At 57.4% G+C, this 22,223-nt stretch carries 15 protein-coding genes and 1 pseudogene; 4 read left to right on the top strand and 12 right to left on the bottom strand.

The features are described 5' to 3' along the window. Position 1: 1 nt before the first annotated feature. Positions 2 to 1,327 (bottom strand): lipopolysaccharide biosynthesis protein RfbH, encoded by a 1,326-nt coding sequence (rfbH, locus tag GFB49_RS14155; RefSeq protein WP_153216575.1) that lies wholly within the window; start codon positions 1,325 to 1,327, stop codon positions 2 to 4. 302 nt (positions 1,328 to 1,629) lie between these two features. On the opposite strand from rfbH, the gene GFB49_RS14150 reads away from it, so the two are divergent. Next, positions 1,630 to 5,061 carry a glycosyltransferase gene (locus GFB49_RS14150; RefSeq protein WP_153216574.1) on the top strand — a complete coding sequence of 1,144 codons (3,432 nt, stop codon included), beginning with the start codon at positions 1,630 to 1,632 and terminating at the stop codon, positions 5,059 to 5,061. A 341-nt stretch (positions 5,062 to 5,402) separates the two neighbouring features. On the opposite strand, the pseudogene GFB49_RS14145 reads toward GFB49_RS14150, so the two are convergent. Then, positions 5,403 to 5,636 (bottom strand): annotated as a pseudogene (locus tag GFB49_RS14145) (DDE-type integrase/transposase/recombinase); the annotation flags it as partial. An 81-nt stretch (positions 5,637 to 5,717) separates the two neighbouring features. Between GFB49_RS14145 and GFB49_RS14140 the strand changes: the two are divergent. Then, a complete protein-coding gene (locus GFB49_RS14140; RefSeq protein ID WP_343032591.1) occupies positions 5,718 to 6,401 on the top strand; it encodes an IS6 family transposase in 684 nt (227 codons plus the stop codon). Positions 6,402 to 6,463: 62 nt separating this feature from the next. On the opposite strand, the gene GFB49_RS14135 is transcribed toward GFB49_RS14140, so the two are convergent. The 9 genes from GFB49_RS14135 to GFB49_RS14095 are packed head-to-tail and all read right to left on the bottom strand — an operon-like array spanning position 6,464 to position 16,878. Then, positions 6,464 to 9,133: a 6-hydroxymethylpterin diphosphokinase MptE-like protein gene (locus GFB49_RS14135; RefSeq protein WP_194269355.1), complete on the bottom strand. Its 2,670-nt coding sequence runs from the start codon at positions 9,131 to 9,133 to the stop codon at positions 6,464 to 6,466. A gap of 28 nt (positions 9,134 to 9,161) precedes the next feature. Continuing rightward, complete coding sequence (locus GFB49_RS14130) at positions 9,162 to 10,070, bottom strand: SMP-30/gluconolactonase/LRE family protein (protein ID WP_153216572.1); 909 nt, start codon at positions 10,068 to 10,070, stop codon at positions 9,162 to 9,164. Beyond that, positions 10,067 to 11,767 (bottom strand): 6-hydroxymethylpterin diphosphokinase MptE-like protein, encoded by a 1,701-nt coding sequence (locus GFB49_RS14125; protein ID WP_153216571.1) that lies wholly within the window; start codon positions 11,765 to 11,767, stop codon positions 10,067 to 10,069. Before GFB49_RS14125 ends, GFB49_RS14130 begins: the two co-directional genes overlap by 4 nt. 9 nt (positions 11,768 to 11,776) lie before the next feature. Continuing rightward, positions 11,777 to 12,709: a phosphoglycerate dehydrogenase gene (locus GFB49_RS14120; RefSeq protein WP_153216570.1), complete on the bottom strand. Its 933-nt coding sequence runs from the start codon at positions 12,707 to 12,709 to the stop codon at positions 11,777 to 11,779. An 11-nt stretch (positions 12,710 to 12,720) separates the two neighbouring features. Next, positions 12,721 to 13,398, bottom strand: a complete 678-nt coding sequence (locus tag GFB49_RS14115) for an acylneuraminate cytidylyltransferase family protein (protein WP_153216569.1) — start codon at positions 13,396 to 13,398, stop codon at positions 12,721 to 12,723. Between the two features lie 29 nt (positions 13,399 to 13,427). After that, positions 13,428 to 14,213: an inositol monophosphatase family protein gene (locus GFB49_RS14110; protein ID WP_153216568.1), complete on the bottom strand. Its 786-nt coding sequence runs from the start codon at positions 14,211 to 14,213 to the stop codon at positions 13,428 to 13,430. A gap of 1 nt (position 14,214) precedes the next feature. Next, a complete protein-coding gene (locus tag GFB49_RS14105; RefSeq protein ID WP_153216567.1) occupies positions 14,215 to 14,841 on the bottom strand; it encodes an SIS domain-containing protein in 627 nt (208 codons plus the stop codon). Positions 14,842 to 14,872: 31 nt separating this feature from the next. Beyond that, entirely contained in the window at positions 14,873 to 15,832 is a 960-nt protein-coding gene (locus GFB49_RS14100) for a class I SAM-dependent methyltransferase (protein WP_153216566.1), read from the bottom strand. Between the two features lie 5 nt (positions 15,833 to 15,837). After that, positions 15,838 to 16,878, bottom strand: a complete 1,041-nt coding sequence (locus GFB49_RS14095) for a Gfo/Idh/MocA family protein (RefSeq protein ID WP_194269354.1) — start codon at positions 16,876 to 16,878, stop codon at positions 15,838 to 15,840. Between the two features lie 252 nt (positions 16,879 to 17,130). On the opposite strand from GFB49_RS14095, the gene GFB49_RS14090 reads away from it, so the two are divergent. Next, positions 17,131 to 17,886, top strand: a complete 756-nt coding sequence (locus tag GFB49_RS14090) for a hypothetical protein (protein ID WP_153216564.1) — start codon at positions 17,131 to 17,133, stop codon at positions 17,884 to 17,886. A gap of 4 nt (positions 17,887 to 17,890) precedes the next feature. Here the strand turns inward: GFB49_RS14090 and GFB49_RS14085 are convergent, their stop codons facing one another. Next, on the bottom strand, positions 17,891 to 19,042 hold the full coding sequence (locus tag GFB49_RS14085; protein ID WP_153216563.1) for a peptidase G2 autoproteolytic cleavage domain-containing protein: 1,152 nt from the start codon (positions 19,040 to 19,042) through the stop codon (positions 17,891 to 17,893). A 286-nt stretch (positions 19,043 to 19,328) separates the two neighbouring features. On the opposite strand from GFB49_RS14085, the gene GFB49_RS21385 reads away from it, so the two are divergent. Next, positions 19,329 to 22,220 carry a calcium-binding protein gene (locus tag GFB49_RS21385; RefSeq protein ID WP_153216562.1) on the top strand — a complete coding sequence of 964 codons (2,892 nt, stop codon included), beginning with the start codon at positions 19,329 to 19,331 and terminating at the stop codon, positions 22,218 to 22,220. Positions 22,221 to 22,223: the final 3 nt, after the last annotated feature.

The following is a 22,223-nucleotide window of genomic DNA, read 5'->3' as shown; positions in this document are numbered from 1 at the left end:
TTTAGCCCAATTGCTCACGCGTGACGTCGGCCAAAGTCTGCACCATGTAGTCCAGATGAGCATCGCTCAACCCCGGCCAGACCCCGACCCAGAACGCGTCGTTCATAATCTTGTCGGTGACTTCAAGGGACCCGCTGACGCGGTAGTTTGCTTCAGCAAACGCGGGTTGACGCGTCAAGTTTCCAGCAAACAGCAGACGCGTTCCGACTTTGCGGTCTTCCAGGGTCGCTGTCACATCACGGCGAGACAATGGAACACCATCGCGAATTGTCATCAAATAGCCGAACCAGGAAGGGTTCGTGCCAGGGGTTGCCACGGGCAAATGGTAGTATTCATCCAACCCTGCAGCTTTCATGCGTTGGGTCAGCCCATCAAAGTTCCGGCGCCGCGCGTCGATGAAACGATCGATCTTGTTCAACTGGCTCAGGCCAACAGCGGCCTGCATGTCCGAGACCTTCATGTTGTAGCCGATATGGCTATAGGTGTATTTGTGATCATACCCTTCCGGCAGATCACCCAATTGCCAGCCAAACCGTTTGTTGCAGGTGTTATCCTTGCCTGGAGCGCAGTAGCAATCACGACCCCAATCGCGGAAGCTTTCGCAGATGCGCGCAAGACGCATGCTGTCCATTAGGATAGCGCCGCCTTCACCCATGGTGATGTGGTGCGCAGGATAAAAGCTAAGCGTGGCCAGATCGCCGAATGTGCCGACGCCTTTTTCGGTACCGTCTGGCAAGGTGACCGTTGCCCCGAATGCGTCGCAGCAGTCTTCAATCAGATATAGATCGTGTTGCTTGCAGATCTCGGCAATGCGCAGAACATCGAACGGGTTGCCAAGGCTGTGGGCGATCATGATGGCCCGGGTTTTGTCGGTGATCGCCGCTTCGATAAGATCGACATTCACGTTATGTGTTTCGATGTCCACATCAACAAAGACCGGTATACAGCCGTTTTGAATAATCGGTGACACTGTGGTCGGGAAACCAGCCGCGACAGTGATCACTTCAGAGCCGGGTTCGATGCGTTGTTTGCCCAGTTTCCAAGACGTTAGGGTCGAAAAAGCCAACAGGTTAGCGCTTGAACCTGAGACCGTCAGTTTGGACAGTTTGCGCCCGAACACTTTCGCCAAGCGATCTTCAAATTGGTTGGCAAAGCGTCCTGCTGTCAGCCACATATCCAAAGCGGCATCAACTAGGTGAGCACAGTCGTCGCCGTCCATTACTTTCCCGGAGGGCGGGATGTAGCTCTCTCCTGGGATGAACTCTGGCTTAGCCTGTGCTTCAAATAGTGCTTTGGCGGCTGATACGATGTCGTCTCTGTTGTGCATTTGAAAACCTTAAAACATTAGCACACCCAAGGGCATTGGGTACTGCACTTAGCAGCGGTCTCTTGGCGGATCAAGTGTGGTGATCCGCGCATGAAAAGGGAAAAGGGTGCATGTGTCCTTGCGGCACGTAGAGTGCCCGAAATCACATCGTTCTTCTTCAGGAAATGTGTAGCTGGATCACAGTCGAACGAACTCACTTCATTGAAGCTTGCGGCAAAGGAGTGCGGCAGACTATACGGCAAAGTAGGGCTAGGGCCTTAGATCAGCATTGTTGGTCTTTTAAGTAAGTTGAGTAGGTCGATATGAACACTTTCTTCAAGCGCATTTTTCCAGAACTCGAACACGAAACTTCTTCAGACGTCGGCAAAAACATCACAGGGTCAGATGCACGGGCTTTGGTTCGCATTTCAAAGGCTATTTTTGAGGAAGAACAAGAAACGCTGACCGTCAACGGGTGGATGTTGTCTCATATCGACCAATATGATTTGCTGCTGACAGTTCCTGGAACTTCTGTTTTCCAGGTGGTGGCAACCGGCCTCGAACCCCGGGAAGACGTTTTGAAGCAGTACCCAGGGTTTTCAGAACGTAAGCCGGGATGGCGGGTCAAAATACCGGCTTCGTCGTTGCCCGAAGGTGCTGAAGCACACATACTTTACGTCGATGCTCATGGGCGAATTAATCACCACCGCAGTATCGAGATAAAATCTCAACCGTCTGTCGCTGCGAAAGCGGAAGAGATAAAGGCGGATCCAATCGGTGAACTCAATATTGACCGTTGCGAGTATAGCCATATGCGCAGCCTTACTTTTGGTCGTATCTCGTTTGAAGGCAGTGTCCCTGACGCCGATACGCAAATGACTTTGCGGACAAACAGGGGTCGCGTTTTACCTGCTGAAGATATCAGTATTCGCTGGGTTCAACGGGGCGCGCGTGCTGTTTGCGAGTTCAGCTTTTTGACAACCGGTCTTGCAGGTGGAGAAGCGATACAGGCCCAATTGGGTAAGGTCTATTCTTCCTTTGTGCCGATTAAGCTCAAGAACGATTCGGAGCGGCGCCAGAACGCGCTGTCGCCTTCTGTACGCACTGAAATGGAAGAGGTTCCGGGCGGTATCGGGTTAGAAGAGCTTTTGGTGTTGCGTGCCGAAATGTCGGGGCAAGCACAGTCATGTCGCCCTGGGCATGTTTGCTATTTCCCGCAGTTCGAAGATAGCGAGACGTATTCGAACCACTATCATCGCGCTTGCTGGTATCTGGGCGGTAAGAATGACCTTGTTCAAGAGGTTGTTTTTGGCCAAGGCGATCAGGACCTTCAACTGTGTGCCGCTTCGGCCGATTTTGACGCGGAGTGTTTGGAGGCGGGGAACGGTTTCAAAACCGTTTCCGATCCCGACGACTACATTAAAGCGTTGGTCAATTCGTCTGTGGTGATTGTCTGGAAACCTTTAACAAAACCACAGGTCCAGTATCTTCAAAAGATTTTCCCGGGCAAACGTATCTTGCCTGTTGCCACGCAGGATACCGCGGCGGCTGAATATGGTAGCTATTGCAGGGCGCCTTGGCTCCTTTTGTCACCTAAGCGACGTAAAGAAGCCCTCGCCGAAGGACAGGCCCGGTTTGCAGCGCTGTTACAGCGCGAGCGAGACAAGGGCAAAACATGTGCTGCCGTTTTTGGTACCGGCCCGTCGATTGACCGTGCAATGGAGTTTGATTTTTCGAATGCAATGACCATCGCGTGCAATACGATTATTGCAAGTGATGAGCTGTTGGATCATATCCAGCCTGCGTTGATTACGGCAGGTGATGCCGTGAGCCATTTTGGGGTGTCTCGCTATGCAGCACGCTATCGTCGCGATTTGATCCGTTGTTTGCAGGATCGGGATGCTTTTCTGCTGACCTCTGCGGCCATGGGGTACGTGGTCTCGCTGCGGCACCCCGAGATTGCGGATCGAATTATCTTGTGTGATCAGACCTACGACGGCGTCAATATAGATCTAGAGCAGGTCTGGTCTTTGCCGCGGTTTGACAGCACGCTGAACATCCACATGCTGCCAAGTGCTACAAGCTTTGCGGATGATGTGTTTCTGCTTGGATTTGATGGGAAAAACCCAAATCCCGAAGCGAATGAGGATTTCTGGGCGCATTCTCAGAAGGCGCATTATCATGATCTTGTCGACAGTGGTCACAGTTGCCACCCGACATTTGCCCTAAACCGGGCCAAGGCGACAGCCGAGCGTTATCATGCTTCGGTTGAAGAGAGCTGTTCTGCTGCGGAATGCGCTGGCAAACGTTTCTACACTTTGTTGAGCTCGTTCACACCTGCATTAAACGCACGGCCGGTCCCGGCTCATTTGTTGCGCAAGGACGCAAAGACCGAACGCTTGGTGATCGGACGTACCAAGAGCACAAAGAAGACCGGCAAACGTGCCCTGGTTGTTATGAAGTCACCGCGGGCGCATTTCTCAGGTGGGCGTTATCATGCGACGATGCTGGCTTTAGGTATGGCTGAATTCTGCGATGAAGTGGTGATTTGGAGCAATAATTACTCCCCTTGGCTGAACGAGCTGGCATTGGTCCCGAACGTTGAAAAACTGTCGTTTGTAGTAAATGATTTTCAGGCGGACCCCAAAGGGACCTTTGACTATGTGGTATTGGTTCCGGACCTGATCGACGATGTTGTCATCCGGGCTTTTGACATCGCTAAGCGAGACGGGGCAAAAACAGGCTTTGTCAACTTTGAGAGTCCCAATTGGTTTAACGCCATGTCTCCGGAACCGCGACCATTGGAGGGGTTTCAAAACTGGTACGCGATGGGATGCTTCTCTGATGTGATTTTGTCTTCCGCGTCGACGGCTGTTCCCTTTGCTGAGCGCTATTATAAAAACCCATTTAATACACCGTATTACGGAGTGACTCGTCCCGCTGTTAATGATTCTGCTGCTGTGGTTGTTCAGGCGGCACTTCCGAAGAAAGACAATCGCATAACAGTTTTTGGACGTTTCGGTGCCAGCAGTTCTCACAAAAATCTAAATGGGTTGTTGGAGGTGCTGCCCGACGGGTTAGAAGGGTATAAGTTGGCATTGGTGGCAGGAACATCGAACCACATCGATGACGAAGCCATTCAGGAGATGAGCGATGCGCTTGCAGATCGCGGTATCACTCTGGAACTGCTGAATATGATTTCGGATACTCGCAAGTTTGAAGTGATTGCGAGCTCGGAACTGGTTCTGTTCCCATCTCTATTCGAAGGGTTTGGGTATCCTCCTGTGGAGGCAGCTATGATGAATGTGCCATGTGTCATGTACGATTTACCTGTCCTAATTGAGAACAATAGCGATCATGGATATTTCGTGCCCGTGGGTGATATCCAGGCGATGCGGGAAAAGATTTCTGAGGTTTTGGCTTTGCCGCATGATCAACGTATGCCTGAGGCTGAACCCGCTATTTGTGCCCAAGCCTCTATCGCGGGTTTTACGAACAGCATTCAAAACGCTTTTGAAGCCGTACCTGCAGCGAAAGCGGCAGCTGAATTTGACGTCGAGAAGTTTAAAGCTGCGCATCTGCTTTACCAGGACTTGATCCACGAGCCGACAAAACATCTGCAGTATCTGTCAAAGGCTGAGCTTCTGGGTGTGATCGATATGTATCGTCCCAAGGCTGATTTGATAAAAGAAGCCTATGACGTATTGCAGGCCCGTTTCGGGCATGAGGAAGTCAATAAAATCAACGTCGAATGAGACCATTCCAACCCACATACCGCGGTGCGGTTCGCTTTGCTTTCAAGGAACACGGCTTTTGGGATAGATCATAATTTATGACGGAACGGTCTGACCTGCAGGTGTTCTATCTGAATGACCTGGCGGCGGAAGACATGGCGTTTCTCCGGCAAAAAGGCATTTCAATTCTGAACTTTCAAATTCACAACCTCATGACCGCGCCAAGGCAATGATGCGACTGTGATAACTCGGTTTTAGCGATCGGCACGCGAAGGCGCGCCAGGATTATTTGCAACAAAGAATGACAGGGACTGTTGCATTATTCGAGGCGGCTTGACTCGGGTCGGCCACGTGGCCGTTTGTCAAGCCGCCTCGAACAGGTCTGCGATGAAAGCGATTTCACCGTGGACGCCAGGTTGTTTGTGATGGACATGGCCGCGCTTGATGGTTGGGATCGTCTCAATCCGGCTCAGAGTTGCTTTGGCTGATCGCAAGGACTGGAAGCTCTGCCGATATCCCAGGAGACGCTTCATCGCGGCGTGATCGCTCTCGATCAGATTGTTTCGCCACTTTCGGGCGATGTGCCGGATACTGTCGGGCAGTGTCGCAACCTTTTAGGTTTCAAGAGGATGGCCGATCTGTCAGCGTTATTAGGAGTTTGGCTGGGGGCATGTAACGTGATTGATTTCAAGGGAGTCCATTATCCGAAGTCGGTGATCTTGCCTGCGGTGTTCTTCTATGTTCGCTACGGCGTCTCGTACCGAGACCTCGAAGAGATTTTGGCAGAGCGCGGCGTCAGCGTTGACCGCGCCACGCTTAACCGATGGGTGGTGAAATTCGCGCCACTCATTGCCGATCGGGCCCGGGCAAGAAAGCGCCCCACAGCCAAATCCTGGCGAGTGGATGAGACACACATCAAGGTGAAAGGGCGCTGGACTTACCTCTACCGTGCCGTGGACCGCGATGGTCAAACGCTTGATTTTATGCTGTCCAATCGCCGAAATCTTACCGCTACACGGCGGTTCTTCAAGCGAGCGATCGCCTCGAATAGCCTGCCGGATCGGGTGGTCATCGACAAGAGCGGCGCGAACTTGGCTGGTCTGCAGGCGGTTAACGTAATCCTGAAATTCACCGGCACGGGCCACACGGTGGAGGTCAGGCAGGTCAAATATCTGAACAACATCCTTGAACAGGATCATCGCTTTATCAAGCGGATTACGCGCACGATGATGGGCTTCAAGGCATTCCATTCCGCCGCCGCGACCATCGTCGGCATCGAGACGGCGCACATGATCCGAAAGGGGCAAATCCCAGCCAACGGAGCCTCGGCCTTCCAGACCTTTGCTAAACTCGCGGGATAACTGTGTCCGGAGGCCAGCCTCGCTCACCCTACTTCAAACTTTGCGACGGAACCAGTGCGTCTTTATGACGGTATGTCTTGGGACAGAACCTCGTCGAGGTCTGCACGGGGGAAGGTTTCGAGCTTGCTGAAACGGCTGGCGTTAAAGACCTTGACCCCGATGCTATCGCAGAAATCCTTGGCGTATTCATAGGAATGTTCCAGCCGGTCAAGAACTGGATAGTGCCATTTTTCGCCTGGCTTGCGGTAATCCGGGTGGAAGTGGTTAATCTCGCCTTCGGACACCAGCGCCCCGTCCTGTTTGGTCTTGGGCTCGACGTAGGAATGGTCAAGGCCCAGGATGAAGATCTCTTTGAATCCCATATGCACCGCCATTTGCAGCATGGAATAGGTGATGGTGGAGCCCCAGCAGATACCTTTGGTCAGGTCATTGGAAAATTCACGGAACGGCGAGCGGTTGTCCATCGGTGGCAACCAGCGGGCATAGGTGTGATTGGCCTGGCGCGGCAGATAGGGGAGCATATGGTCGGCAAAGATCTTGGTGGTGCCATCTAGGGCCAGGATCTCGGCACGGCAGTTCTGTGCCACCAGCAAATCCTCCACTGAATAGAATGTGGGCCGCCAGTCCGTCTCGTCAAAGCAGAGATAGATCTTGTTGGCTGCAAAGGTGATCTCATCCTTCAGTCGGTCCAGATCGGCCACCGTGAGGCTCGGACCATTGCCCAGTACAAAACAGCGTTGCCCCTGATAGCGGTTTCGCAGGCTGTTCAGGATGGCTAAATCCGTTGAGGTCACGCCATCACGTCTGATGGCAGCGGCGGGCATATCTTTGGGTGGTGCCATAGTGCGCAGGGTTGATACCTCGCAGCGCGTGCTCTGTGCCAGATGGGCCTGGGCGCGCATCTGGTCATTTTGTGCTTTGGTCCTTGCATCGGCCGTCAAAAGGGGCTGCGTGTTATGAGGACCGTAGCTGGCCCAGAAGGCAGGGGATGTCAGATGTGGTTTGACACTGCGATAACGTGGTAAGAGCCGTGGAAACTCCTGCAAGATCCGCTGACGCATTTGGCGCAGAGCCCGCATTTGGCTAAAAGCGCGCGCAGAATCTCTCTGAACGGTAAAGCCAAGGCCCTTGTGTGGATTCCAATAGCTCACGGCTTGGCCGCGACGGCAATCGCTTGGGCTGTTGGGCCGCGTTGTGTCGATAACCACATGCTCTTTTAGCGGCATAAAATGGTTGTTCCAGGTGCGTTCGGTCAGCCGCGCATTGCGTGCATTGCGCGATAGAGGCAGCTCATTGACCACATGTGCGCCAGCGGGCGGTGTCGGCATGGGGACGTTCTTCTCTTGCCTGACCAAGGCGAAAACACTTGAGAGGATCTGTTTCTCTTGGGTGATCAGATAGCTGGGGCCGCGCAGAAAATGATCCATCGCGTTGAGCAACAACTGCGCATGTTCATATTTGCGCCCCGAAACAAAGCCACGGACCAATTGATCGAATTGGTGTACAAAGTCTTGGGTGTCCTGCAACCGGTCTTGTTGGGCCAGCAGGACCCAGCGATTGCGGAAGCGGAAGTACTGCATGGCGGCAGTGTATTTTTCTTCGAAGTCATCATGCAGGACCCAGAAGGAGAACGGGATCACCAGTTCCACACCCGCATTTTGCAAGCGCAGAGAATATTCCACATCATCCATCTTGATAAAAAATGGATAGGGCAGGCCGATGCGTAGCACATCGGACACTGCAAAACAGCTCCACCACCATCCGGTGCTGTCAGGCGTGCGGTCCATGTTCAAAAAGGCGGGGATGTCGCTGGTGTTCAGCTCAGCTCCGAGAGCGATGTCGCTTGGATGCACTGTGGCACAGTATTGATGGCCAAAACAGGCGCTGTGGCACGGGATTTTCTGTGCTTCAGAGGTGGGATACATCGGTGCTCCCACGTGGTAACCGGGTTTTAAAAACCGCATAAAGGCGGTGTTGCGGGCGAACATTTCCGGATGCAAATAGATATCATCGTCGAGCAGGCAGACATGGCTAAATCCCTGACCAGCCAATCCGCCATAGACGGTTTCATAGATGCCACGGCCAAACCCTCCAGCGCCGCCGGTGTTGTTATTAGCAAAGACGGTGACATGGTCGTCGGGGCTAACTCCGCTGCCCGCAGCCCCTCCTGTGGCGCTGCCGTCATGCCCATTGTCAATAAGGGTCAGATGTGCCTCTGCATGGGCGCGGTGGTGACGCAGATAGTCGCGAAACACCTGGGTATTGTGCTGGACATATTCCGCCCGTTTGAAGGTACAGAATACATAGTTGATGCGCAGATCCGAGGTTTCCGGCTGGTCGTCCGTGCAAAAGAGGATGTCGTAGCTGGCATCTTCGCTTTCGGCGTCGACCACTGGCAGCAGTGCCCCGCTGAGATCACTGAGCAGCAGACGGGGAAAAATCTGGGTGCCCACGCCGTCTTGTTCCAGCTGTCCCAGATCCTGTTGGCTGCCATCTGCGCAGATCTGGCGCAGGCTGATCCGGACATGACCGCGGCGGACCACCAGGCGCAGGCTCAACCAATCCAAACAGGTGGCGCGCGTCCAGACATCAACATCAAAGGCATTGACCACCGATGTGCCAAAACCATGCACATATCGCTGCAGCGGGTAGATCCCATGGACCTGGGAGAACCGGTGAGAATGGGTTTTTGTGGCGGCGGTTCTGGCGCGTGTAGAAGGAGAGGTATTCATATGCGTTCCGGACATGGGCTTTGGGACACTAAAGGAGCATTTGAGGTTCGGGTTGCCCAGTCAAACAATGCTCTGGGCCCGCCGCAATCAGGGTTTGCCCGGCTGTACCCAGCCATTCTGGGCGGTCTTGCGGTAATTTTTGCTGCGCTGTTGTGACAAACAATGTCGACATATCTGGTCCGCCAAAGGCAGGGCAGGAGGTGTGGCCGGTGGGCAGTGCGATGGCGTCGAGGAAGGTGCCTTCTGGGCTGTATCGGGCTACGCGGGCAGAGCCCCACTGCGCGCTCCAGAGGCAGCCGTCGGCGTCAACAACTGCGCCGTCGGGTTTGTGTTCCGGGCTCTCCGCGGTTGCCAGCAGATTCACAAAGACCGATTTTTCGCCCTGGGGCCAGCCGGTTTCGGGATCCACGGGCTGGCGCCAGATGATGCGGGTTTTGGTGTCAGCCCAATAGGCACAGGCACGCTGCTTGTCAAAACAGATGGCATTGGGGGTGCTGAGGTCCGTTTCCAGAACCCGCAGCGTGCCGCCATCCGGGCCGGGCCGCCAGCGATAAAGTGTCCCTTGCCCCATGTCGCCTGCTTTGGACATGGTGCCCATCCAAAAGCCGCCCCAAGGGTCGGCGCGCCCGTCGTTTGAACGGGTCAGGGGATTGTCTGCCTCGATCTCACACAGCATCTCTTCTGCCTGGGTTTCCAGATTGAACCGGCTGAGACCGGTTTCGCTGGCGATCAACAGATGGTCGTGGTCAATCCAGCCGGCAGCGCTGACGTTGCGGTCAAACTGCCAGGTGAGCGCCTGATCGCCACCGCGCGATAACAACCTGTTGTTGACGATGTCAAACCAGAACAATTGCTGGCGTTCGGGGTGCCACAAGGGGCCTTCACCCAGCGTGCAGCCGCGGTCATCAAAAATCTCAACAGCAGGCGTTGGGCTCATTGGGGGGCTCCTGGTGCGGGGAAGAGCTGGTCAAAATCGGCACGTTCAAACACATCGAGCTGGGTTTGGCGCGAGGCGTTGACGATACGCACGCCCTGCGCCGCGCAGATGTCGCGGGCCTTGGCATAAGAGCGTTCCAACACCTCAAGATTGGGTTGGTGCCACGCTTCACCGGGGGCGCGGTAATCGGGGTGAAAGTGGTTCTGCTCGCCTTCATGGATATATTGGTTGCCCATTTTTTTGGACGGCAGCTGATAGCTGTGGTCCACACCGATCAGGATGATTTCCGAACACCCCATAAAGGCGGCCATCTGGATCTGGCTGTAGGTGATTGTCGAACCCCAGGCGATGCCCTGGCTCAGGTCCTGACTGAAGGCGGGGAAATCAGGATCTGACAATGGGTCTTCAAAACTGGCCGGCGGCAGAAAAGGCGCAAAGATCGTATCGCCTGCGTGGTAGCCAAAGTTGCGGGTGTTGGCGGGAAACAGCTTGATGCTGCCGCTCAGTGCTTCGATGCGATCGCGGTTGTTGTTCAGCACCAGGTGATCTTCGACCGAATAATAAGTCGGGCGCCAATCCGTGTCCTCATAGGCAAGAAAGATCTTGTTAGAGCCAAAAGTCACCACGTCCTGTAGCCGGTCCAGATCGCTGGGACGCAGGCTGGGGCCATTGCCGATGATCACGGCGCGCGCACCTTTGTGGCGGTTGCGCAGCAGGGACAAAGCCGTGCGACTGGCCCGGGTTAGGTCTGCGTCGATCTGGGCGGGTTCCCACAGGTTGGTGTCACGCAGGCGCTGTTCCAGCTGGCGCTGGCTTTGGATCAGCTGTTGGTGCAATTGGCGGGTCTGTTGGATCTGTTCCAGCTTGATGCGCACAATCTCGCGGGATGGGGTGCGGACCGCGCGCAGACCCAGGCGTAGGCGCGCCAGTCGGGCGGCGCGGGGACGCCAGGGTGGCACTTTAGGAGCGGATCCAAAAGGGGCCAGCCGCACCACGCCCTGATCGGCAAAGCGCGACATATATGCGGTCAGCTCCCCAACCGGCAGCCCATGTAAGTAGACATGGCGCAGATCAAATAGCGCAACCGGCCAGTCCGGCGGCATTGCGGCACCGTGCAGCACCACATTCTGACGCTGGAAGCAGGCCAGAGCATCTGCGCGGATCCGGCATTCCTCGGTCTCGGCGGCCGCGCCGCTGCTGAGCGCCAGATGGGTTGGGATCCGCGCTGCTGCGTCGGAACGGACGGCAGACAGGCCCAGACCATAGGCCAGAGTGTGGCAGACATCGCGCAGCCCGGGCCGCTGTGTTGCGTCTTCGGTGACAAAACTTGCATGGCCGTTGGGGCAGGGAGCCTGGTCGTTGGTGCCAAAACAGGCGTCAAACGTGGCGTCTTCGGACTGGCTGACGAGCATCGGCACCAGGCTGCCGCCCTGGCTGGCCAAGGCCGCAAGATCCAGCGGCGGGCTAAAGCTGGACCCTGGATAGGGGCATTCGAGCAGCGCAATTTCGTGGTCCTGACCATCGGGCAGGCGATGGCGCAGGCTCAGGGTTGCGGCCCCTTGGGTTACCAGAAGTTCCACACCAAAAAACGCCAGATGAGTGGCGTCGCGCCAGAAGGCGAGGTCAAAGGCATCCGCCTCTGGCCCGCCCTCAGCCCGGATGCTTTGCAACCGGTAATGCATGCCGCGTGCTAACATGGAGGTTTTCTATAGCCCAAGGTGTTTGAACAGATTGTCCAATGTGTTGCCGTGCACATATTCGATCGCCTGAACGGTGGAATTGGCGTTGTGGCTTGACAGGGCCACGTTTTCAAAGCCGAACAGCGGATGATCTGCGGGCAGTGGTTCCACCTCAAACACATCCAGCGCGGCGGCGGCCACTTTGCCGCTGGTCAGTGCGGCCACCAGAGCCGCCTCATCCACCAGACCGCCGCGCGCGACGTTGCACAGGATCACCCCGTCGCGGGCGCGGGCCAATGTGTCGGCGTTGATCAGGTGATAATTCTCTTCGGTCTGGTTACAGCAGAGGCAAATTACATCGGCCTGTTCCAGCAGCGCATCAAAAGTTACCAGCGGTGCGCCATCCGGGGCCTGGTCCAGGGTTTTGGCCATAAAGGGATCATTGGCGACCACCTCCATGCCCAGTCCGCGGGCGCGCTGGCCCACACCCTGGCCGATGGCACCATAGCCGACAATGCCCATGGTTTTGCCGGTCATGCCGGGAAACCGTCCTTTGGGCCATTCGCCTTGGCGGATCATCCGATCGGTGCGCGCGAGACGGCGGGTTGCGGCCAGCAGAAGGCCGATGGCATATTCGCTCACCGCATCGCGGAAGGCACCGGGGGAGTTGCACACCGGCACGCCCAGGTCCTTGGCCGCATCCAGATCGATACTGTCGATACCTGTGCCCCATTTGGAGATCACCTTGAGGCGCGGCAGGAACGCCTCAAGCACAGGGCGGGTGATCTGGTCATCACCGGCAAGCCAGCCGTCGATCTGGCCAGCATACTCCAGACATTGGGCCGCATCCATAAACTGGTTCACCTCGGGCCAGATCGGCGTCAGTCCTTTGTCGCGCAGGATCGCATCAAACCGGTCGCGCTCGTTGATCATCATAATGTTGGAGACAAGTACATTCATGACCCAGATCCTCAGGCGGTTTTGTGTTTGGCCAGTACGCTCAGGAGCGCTTCTGCAATATCCAGATCTTCCTGGGTCTTGATCACATGGCCAGAAATGGCACCCACGGGGTAAAAGGCGATTTTGCCATTATAAGTCCCAATAGAGCCTGACTCGACCGCCTCGATATAGGATTTGGCGCGCCAGCCCGTGATCGACCAGGTGACCCGCTGGGTGGGTTTCAGATCTTGGGAATTGGTCTTTTCGGCAAAGGTAAAGTTGACCGGCTGATCTTCATAGGCGACTTCGATCTGGTCTTCGATGCAGGACAGCATCACATCCGCGTCTGAGGCAATAAACGCCTCTGCAAAGGCTTTGACCTCTGCGGCGGTCAGCAAAGGTGCGATGGAGTGGACCTGGATGATCAGATCGCAGTCTACATTTTTCAGGAAGTCATAAACAAACTGTTCGGAGGTGGCGACCGAATTGCCCAGCTCTTCGGGACGTTGGTAGAATTTGATACCGTATTCTTGGGCGAACTGGCCAAATTCGGCGTTTTCCGAATTGATGTAGATCTCGTCAAACAACCCGCTGGCCTGGCATTTCTCGATGGCATGGGTGATCAGCGGCTGACCAGCCAGGGGTGCCAGGTTCTTTTTCTTCAGGCGCTGGCTGCCCATGCGCGCGGGGATCATTGCAACGGTTTTCATCTCATCGTCCTTTGTCGGGGCGGCTGTTATTATCCGCGCGAACGGGCAAACAGCGGCGCATATGTTTTAAACAGCTCTGGCACAGCGCAGAGGCTCAGTTGGTTTTCATCCAAGGGGCGCGGGGTCGCAGAGGGCGCATAGCTGCCATAGGCCAGTCCCGCTTCCTGAGCGATCAGCGCACCGGCCAGATCATCCCATCCCTTGGCCTCACGGCTGGCAACCAAGCTGGCGCGTCCCGCCGCCGCATAACACAGGTGCAGGGCCTGGCTGCCGAAGTTACGCAGTTTGAAGGCTCCCAGCAGATCCACCAGCGCCGCGGGGGCGGTCCCGGCCAGATCCTTGAGCAGCCCGGAGGAGACAATCGCCAGCCGTGCCTTATGGGTGGTGGGGGTGAGGGGGTGACCATTGAGCCGCGCCCCGCCCCCGGCTTTTGCAGAATAAAGATCCCCCTGGGGGATGTCATAGACTGCCGCCAGCACAGGCTGGCCTGCCTCCAGGAGCACCACAGCAACCGCATAGGCCGGAAGGCCCGCCACAAAATTGACCGTGCCATCCAGGGGATCCACCAGCCAGGCCGGGCCTGCACCGTCATGGGCGGCAAAATCCTCTTCGCCCATCACAACCGAGCCGGGCAGCAGCGCAGACAGCTCCTGTTCGAGCCGTGCCTGCATGGCCAGATCCACCGAGGTGACCAGATCCAGCCCGTCGTCACCCTTGTCCAGGGTGTCAAAACCTTGTGCAAAAACCTCCTGCACCAGTTGGGGCAGGAGGTCACACAGTCGGCTATGCAGATCTGCGGGCAGGCCAGATGCCATATCAGAACTTCCGGTCAGCAATCAGACCCGCATCCATATTGGTCATGCGCAGATATTGGGTGAGAATGTGGATGAACGCCATGTGGATGTCTTCGACCACGCCATAGTTGTTGGCGTTTACATGGGCGTTGACATCCGCCAGATCCTTGGAACGGCCGCCGGAGAAGCCGGTGAAGGAAATGGATTTCAGTCCGATCTCCTTGGCCACTTCCAGAGCGCGCACCACATTTTGGCTGTCGCCCGAGGAGCTGACGGTCCAGACCAGATCACCGGGGCGGGCCATGGACTGCAGCTGATAGGCAAAGACTTCATCATAGGAGATGTCATTGGCCAGCGCCGAGTTCATCTCGGTATGGGCGGACAGCGACATGAAACGCGGCATCAGAGCGGTGTCGGTGCGCACGCATTTCAGGAAGTCACACAGCGAATGGTTGGCAATGCCAGCCGACCCGCCATTGCCGCAGATATAGATGAAATTGCCCGCTGCAATGGTGTCGCGCAGCAGGGTGGCGACTTTGTCCAGAGCGCTCAAGTCGCTGACCTGTGTAGCTTTGGCCAGGGTGGCAAAATAGTCCCCAGCAAAGCTGGCGCAGCTGTCGTAGGGGACGGTTGGGAAAAAATCACTCATGTGTTCGGGGCCTTTAGATCAAGATAAATAGTCAGGTTTCCAGCACGAAACGCAGAACGCCGGATTTCAGACTGCGCTGCAGCAGGATCTGCAGGTCACGCAGGCGGTTTTTGTCGGCCTCTCGGAAGAAGCTGGACCAAAATGGGATATCGCTGTTTTCTGCAGATTTGAAATAGCGTTCCAGGATCACCGCGTCACGCCGCCCCGGAGTGGAGACTTCGAGGGTTTTGAAGCCGAGGTTTTTGGCCAGAGTCTCAAACCCTTGGATCGAGAAGACCGTCAGCCGGTCCAGCGGCACAAAGCTTGGCGAATCCGCCCCAAGGATTTCATACTCCAGCCCATCTGCGCAGGAGCTTGCGGCAAAAATAACGGTGCCAGGGGACACTGCCGCTTTGACCGCGCGCAGTAGGGCAGCCGGATCGGCGACCCGGTCCAGTTCTGTCGGCAGCAACACTGCTTTGGGGGCGGCAACTGCAATTTCAGCCTGGAGAGCTATAAAATCATCGCTGTCCGGGGTCAGGGCCAGGAAAGACCAGTCACGATTATGGCTGAGCCGTTTGGTGGCCTCGACAAAGCCCAGTGCTTGGGTTGCAAACCGGACGTCAAGCACCTTGTCGAGGCGCCGCTCGAGCCGGGCTTCGGTCAAACTGACCCAATTGAGCAGAGAGGTGAATTCAAACTCGCGATCGGACTCTTCAACCACTTGCCCCAGACGCACCCGGTCCAGCGTCGCCTGATCGGGCACACGGGTGGCGTAAATTGTATTACAGCCCGAGCAGCGTTGGAATTCCAGCATGGACTGGGAAAAACTGCGGCTTTTGGCCAGAGGTTCGCCGCAGGCCGGGCAGGTGCTGCGGGTCTGCCAGGATATTTGATCATCCAGCATCAGATCCAGCAGCGCCTTGTTGCGCATCAAACGGTATTGCGCAGGCTTTTGGCCTGTAACCGTATCAATATCCGGCAGGTGATCCAGAAAAACAGGTGTTTGCATTGTCGTTACCCGATCACTTTAAGGGTGTCTTTGCGCAGCGCCGCGCTCCAGTCTTCGTCGGCGGCATAGATCGCCTCGACCAGCTCCATCACATCCAGCGCCTGCTGCGAGGTGCCGCATTTCAGCGGCTGACCTTCGGCAACGGCGGCGTGGAACTCGGCAATTTCCTTGTCCCAGGAGTGATCTTCGGTAAAGCGGATTTCTTGGCTTTCGGGATTGGGGATCGGGTTGCCGGTTGGGTCCAGACGGTTGAGCGCGACGGTCAGCACCTCGGTGCCATAGCTGCCTGAGGCCGACAGGATGCCATCCACCGAGATAAACCCGTTGCGCATATAAAGCTCTAACCGGAAGGTATGTTGCCACTGGGTCGCCGACGAATGCACCGAGGCGACAATGCCGTCTTCATTTTTCATCAGTGCGAATGCGTTGTCTTCGACCGGTACATCTGTCCAGAAGTTCCGCTGCACAAAGCTTTGCACCTTGTTGAAACGCCCGGCAAACATCTGGAACAAATCCAGCATGTGGATGCCTTGGTCAATCAGGATACCGCCGCCGGATTGCTCGGGGTCGTTGCGCCAGTTTTGGGCATAATTCGGCCCGCCCGCTTTGCCGTATACGCCGCGCATGAAATAGAGGTCACCCATGGTGCCCGCCTGAATAAGCTTGTGTGCTTCTTCGATGGCGTCATGCACGCGGTGGTTGAAGCCAAACTTCAACACCAAATTCGGGGCCGCTGCTTCGGCCTTCATCATACGGCGTACATCTTGTGAGTTGCGGCCCGGCGGTTTTTCCGAGAACACATGTTTGCCGCGTGCCAATGCGGTACAGACCACATCCGGGATCATCATGTTGGGAACGCTGCAGACGATAACATCGGGGTCATAGTCATAGACGGCCATCGGGTCGGTGACCATGGGCACGCGGGCGTTTGGGTCGACGGCTGTGTCGCAGGCCACAACCACGTCAAAACCGCCGTGGCGTTCCATCGCGTTGTGGCGGATGCGACCCATTTTGCCATAGCCGATAATTGCGGTTCGCAATGTCATCGCTGAATACTCTTTATTGAGGCGCGGATCTGACTGCGCCATATTGTCTTGCGCCCTGGCCACAGCCGTGATTTCCCGAAAGGACCAGAATTGCGGCGAGCTTAAAGGTCCCCTATTGAGGGTGCAAGCTCTAAGCCGTCGGTTCGAAACTATGAAACGACCCAACCGAGGAAAAACGACGGCGATCTGCGGATAAAGCTATAATAAACAAAGCTTTGAGTTGATTTTCTCGGCAATGATTAGAAGTGTGACATGACGATGACAGATGGGATGGAACCAAAACTGGATCGGGTGGCTTTGGCCTTGCGCGCTGCGCGTGCAAAGGGCTGTCCTGCAGAACTGGTCCAAGTGGATTTGGCCGTGGATCCAGCGCAGGCTTATCGCATTGCCTGCGCACAGGTTGAGGCCTTCGGAGCATGGAAAATCGGCGGCGCAAACCCTTGGTCGCGCGCCGTTTTTAATAACCAAGAAGTGTTTGTTGGACCGTTAAATATAACAGAGGTCAGCGTGGACAGTACGGAGGTTTCGCTGGCTGGTCTGGTTGCCCCTTTGGCGGAGCCTGAAGTCATGCTTGAGATTGCGGATCCCAATGGCCACACGCCTGAGGCGCGATTTTCACGGATGGGACTTGGTATCGAGATTCCGGCCTCGGTTTTACCGGAAACATTGAAACCCGAGTTGATGGGGCAGATCTGTGACCGCGCCGGGGCCGGGCATCTGTGGATTGCTGCAGTGCAGCCATTTGACGCACATAGGTTGAGCACCACCTTTGCGGCGCAGTTTGCGCTCAACAACGGTGAACCTGCGGACGCCAGCAGCGCCAATGTTATTGGCGGCCCTTTGGGCGCAGCGCATGAGTTTCTGGAGATTGCGAAACGGCACAGTCTTCCTGTGGCGTCTGGGCAATGGGTGGCGACGGGTGGTTTGTGCCCAGCTGTGGCCATCAAACCGGGCGATCAACTGCGGCTGGCCGCCTGGGATGATGATCTGCATCTGAAGTTCACCTGAACTGTCACCGCAGAAGCCAGCGTTCCAGCCCGTTTTGCAGTGGTTTCAGGCGACGCCAGCGGGGGTCGGTGGGTTGGTCGCTGCGCAGGGTGAGCTTGCCAAGCAAGCCTACCATTGCCCATTCCGGGCGCTGCGCGCGCGGAATGTAAACCTGCGTGGGATCAAAATCCGGTGCGATGTCTTGTGTGGGGCAGCCAAAGGCGTCGCGCATGAATTTGCCGTGCCAGTGCTGCAGATCGGCGTCCCCCAGAATGGCTGGCGTGGCAGAGATGACGCCGATGGGCACATCGCCGGGTTTGGCGGGGCGGATTTTCTCACCCACCAAGGTCACTGATAGGCCGCGGCGGTCTGCGCCCATGGGGTTGCCGTCCTCCCATTCAAGAAATTCCGCATAGTCGGCACCGCCCGATTGCCAGCTGCCCTGGGCCATGCCATCCCCGCTTGCCGTGAGGCGGAACTGATCTGAACCGCCGGCTTGGGCCACCACAAGATCCCCAGCAGTGCCCGGCTGGCTGATGCGAAGGCGGGTGTCGGAAGTGGCGGACAGCACCAGCGCCTCGTCAAAAGACGCACCATTGGCGCTGAGCTTGACGCTGAGATCATCATTGCCGGCAAGCCCAATCTCCGCCCGGCCGCTGTAGGCGGTCTGCATCAGAAGGCTGGCTGTATCCGGGGCGCTGGCCTTGTTCAGTTTGACCTGATGGCCCGCGCCTGCATGGGTGAACAATGTCGCGGGGGCGGAGACTGCCAAACGATTGGTATCATCCGCAGTGGTGTTCACACCAATTTGCGGCGTTGCATGACAGGGCAGGGGTACCCAGCCCGTGCCGTCCCACACGCGCATTTGGCTGCTGCTGATGTCCCACAGCTGCCAGCCTTGTTGTGGCACAAGAAACAGCCAGCCACCGCCGGCTTCGGTGCCCTGCCAGATGGCAATATGCGCGGCCTTCCCGGCCCAGATCCCAATGGGGTTGGACCCCAGTGCAAAGGTTATTCCCAATGTGGGATCGACCGGCGGTGTCTCGGCTTCGACTTCCTGCGCGACCAGTTGAACCAACCCATCCAAACGCTGTAGCGCCTCATTATGAGTGACATGTTTCTGGGCCTGCGCTGGCAGAATAAATGGCAGGTCAAGGCGGGCAGAGAGATCAGGCATGAGACGCGCTCCGGCTGGGATCAGGGACAAGTCTGTGATGGGCGTCCAATGTGCCAGAGCCAGATCAACAGCCCGCTAAAGGGGCGTGCGCTGCCCCTGCAACGCCCCTTTGCCACACACAAGCATTGCGGGGACAAACCGGGATCAAACCGCGGCCCAGATGGGGCGGATTGTTTTAAGATTAAGGACAATGTCCACGGTCTCGCCGCAATTCAGTTCCGCTTCCAGCCTCAACACAGCTGCAAGTTGCTGAAGGTGGGCAATTTTGTGGCAGGTGGACGTCTGGATGGATCTGAGGTTTTTGGACGGGTTTAGTAGTGCGCAGGGGGTCGCAGATTTGGTGCTGGTGGCTGACCCAGGGCCAGGCGCGACTGCGCCGTTACTTGTGGCGGTTGAACGGGTTGGCGGCGGTCTGCGGGTGTTTGGTGTCGATGATTTGACCGAACGGGATTACCGACCGCATCAGGGTGCACATTTGGGCACCGGTTCTGCGGTTGTGCTGGGCGCTGAGGGCGGGCGCATTCTGCTCGCAAACAGTCTGCACAACCGCCTGGACAGCCATCTGGTGGATGAAACCGGAGAGATCGGAGCGCGCAACAGCTGGACCTTGCCCGGGCTTGCATCTGGGGGGCAGGTTGGGGTTTTGGCCAGCACCACCAGCCAGGGCCAAGATCTGGTTTATGCGCTGGCGGACGGCAGTTTACGGGGCTGGCGGATTGATGAAACCGGCGGTGCAACGGCTGTTTCACGCGGCGGCGCGGCCACCTCTTATGCGCTGGATCAGGTGACAGATTTGCACGTAGCAGACATCCTGGGCGCGCAGGTCCTGTTGGCGGCGGATCCTGAACTGGGTGGGCTGCGCAGCTTTCGCATTGCGGCTGGCACGGGTGGATTAACCCCGTCGGATCAACTGGGAACGGCCGATGGCTTGGGCGTTGCCACCCCAACCGCGTTGACGACGTTGACTACCTATGGGGACACCTGGGCCGTTTTGGGCGCTGCAGGCACCAGCAGTCTCAGCCTGCTGCAGGTTGGGCGCGGCGGTGACCTGACCCTTGTGGATCATTTGATCGACAGTCGCGGCAGCCGGTTTGGCCACGTCAGCGCGGTCGAAAGCTTTGTTGTGGATGGTCACGCCTTTGTGCTGGCCGCCGGTGGGGATGGCGGGATGGAGCTGTTTCGGCTGTTGCCCACCGGGCAATTGGTACAAGCGGCACAGGCGGTGCATGCCACAGGGCAGGGGTTGGATAACGTCACCGCACTTGAAACCTATGTGACGGCGGATGAGGTTGTGATCTTTGTCGCCTCTGAAGGTGGGTTGAATGAGGATGGGGAAGGCATCGCCCAATATGGTCTGAGCCGCGCGGAATTGGGGCAGGTTGTGACGGCCACCGGGGGCTCCGTGGCGGGCACGGGAGGGGATGATGTGCTGTTGGGCAATGGCACCGCAACCCATATCCAGGGGCGCGCGGGTGATGACATGCTGGTGATGGGCGCGGCGGGTGACCGGCTGACGGGCGGGGCAGGGGCGGACATCTTTGTCGCCCAGTCCGGTATCGTCGCCCAAGGGGGCAACCGGATCACCATCACCGATTTTGATCCCCGTGTCGATCAGCTGGATCTGAGCCTATTGGACGGGCTGCGGGGCCTTGCGCAGCTGCATGTCTCGGAACGGAGCAATGGGATCGATCTGGCCTGGAACGGGCTTGAGATCCGCGTTCTGAGCCAAGACGGTCGAAGGCTGTCCCTTGCGGATCTGTGGCCAACCGGGTGGCACCATGCCCATCATTTGCCCATCGGAGAGACCCTGCCAGCCTCGACCTTGGGCGGTGGGGCAGGGGCAGACTCCCTGCTCGGAGATGACGCTGACGAGTCGATCGCGGGCGGCGCAGGTAATGACACGCTGGATGGTCAGTCCGGTGCGGATGTTCTGGACGGGGGCACGGGGCGCGATCTTCTGTTGGGTGGACATGGTGCAGACACGTTGCTGGGGGGAGAGAACAATGACCGTTTGCAAGGCGGATCCGGTTCCGACCGGCTGGAAGGCGGTGCCGGGGCGGACCAATTGTTTGGGGGCATCGACCAGGATGCGCTGTTTGGCGGTCTGGGCGATGATCAATTGGACGGCGGCGCGGGCGATGACCGGCTGGACGGGGGCAATGGGCACGATCACCTGCGCGGGGGTGCGGGTTTTGACAGCCTCAACGGTGGTGATGGCAATGACCACCTTGAGAGCGGCGAGGGTGGCGGGCAGCTGCTGGGAGAGGCGGGGCAGGACCTGTTGCAAGGGGGAAGTGCCGCCGACCAACTGGACGGCGGCAGCGGCGCGGATACCCTGCGCGGTGGCGGCGACCACGACCGGCTGGTCGGTGGGGCGGGGCAGGATTCCCTGTTTGGCGATGCTGGTGCGGACAGCCTGTGGGGGGACGGGGACGATGATTTCCTGTGGGGCGGAACCGGCAATGATAGTCTGCTGGGGGGCGCAGGGCTCGACCGGCTGTGGGGAGAGGCAGGTCAGGACACATTGCGCGGCGGAAGCGGCGCGGACACACTGCGCGGTGGCAGCGGCTCTGACCGGATCTGGGGCGACGGAGGCAATGACCGCATCTGGGGCGGAGCGGGTCATGACACCATCCAAGGCAAAGCCGGGGCCGATTCGATCCAGGGCAATGGCGGTCACGATCTGGTGCTGTCACATCGGGGGCGCGATTCCATTCACGGCGGTGCCGGGCGCGACACGTTGAAAGCCCATGGCGGCCGCGATGATGTCTGGGGTGGGCCTGGACATGATCGGCTGGAAGGGGGAGGACATGGGGATCACCTGCGCGGCGGAAATGGGCGCGATCAGCTGTTTGGGCAGGCCGGCCATGATTTTCTGGAAGGTCAGCAGGGCAACGATACGTTGCGCGGCAATAATGGCAACGACCGTCTGCGCGGCGGGCTGGGGGCCGATGTCTTCATTTTTGACAATGGCAATGGGCGCGACCGCGTGTTGGATTTTGTCCAGGGTCAGGATCTGTTGCACCTGCGGTTTTTGGGTCGCAAAGGCGCCCAAAGATTTGAGGATTTGGAAATGCGCCACCAAGGCAATGACCTGATCGTCGATATTGGCACCGGTCAGATTATATTGGACGGCCTGGCCGGGCTGTCATTGGAGGAGGATGATTTCCTATTCTAAGCC

The organism is Tritonibacter litoralis (assembly GCF_009496005.1).
GTDB lineage: Bacteria > Pseudomonadota > Alphaproteobacteria > Rhodobacterales > Rhodobacteraceae > Epibacterium > Epibacterium litoralis.
The sequence above is the reverse complement of the archived record's forward strand: the minus strand, read 5'-3'. Positions and strand labels throughout refer to the sequence as shown.